Raw genomic sequence first — 513 nt, 5'->3', positions numbered from 1 at the left:
TGTTCGTGCGTAAGGTCCGGACGGCGTCGGGGGCGACGGCGGTGCAGATCGCTGAGCGCCGGGGCGGGCGGGACAAAGTCCTCGAGCACCTGGGCTCAGCGCACACCGAGGCCGAGCTGACCGCGCTGTTGGAGGCCGCCCGGGTGAAGATACACCCGGGTCAGGGCGAGCTCGACCTGAGCGCGGGCGCGGTGCCGGCGGGGCAGTCGGTGATCACCGGCAAGTGCAGCGCACTGCTGTGGCACGTGCTGACCAGCGCGTACGCCAGGTTGGGGTTCGATGCCCTGGGCGATGAGGCGTTCAAGGCGCTGGTGCTGGCGCGGATCGTGGAACCCACGAGCAAGGCCGACTCGCTGCGGGTGCTGGACGAGCTCGGTGTGCCGCACGCGTCGCTGCGCACGATGTTCCGGTGCCTGGCCCGGGCCCAGGAACGCGGCTACCGCGACCAGGTCGCCGCGGCGTGCTTCGCCCACGCCGCCGGGCACGGGGACCTGTCGCTGGTCCTGTACGACG

General features: G+C 72.1%; 1 pseudogene. It reads left to right on the top strand.

From position 1 onward, the window contains the following. Window positions 1-41: 41 nt before the first annotated feature. Window positions 42-513 (top strand): annotated as a pseudogene (locus RF638_RS16230) (IS1634 family transposase); the annotation flags it as partial.

This window comes from Kocuria sp. CPCC 205235 (genome assembly GCF_040980905.1).
Classification (GTDB): domain Bacteria; phylum Actinomycetota; class Actinomycetes; order Actinomycetales; family Micrococcaceae; genus Kocuria; species Kocuria carniphila.
This window is presented reverse-complemented; position numbering and strand designations above follow the sequence as displayed.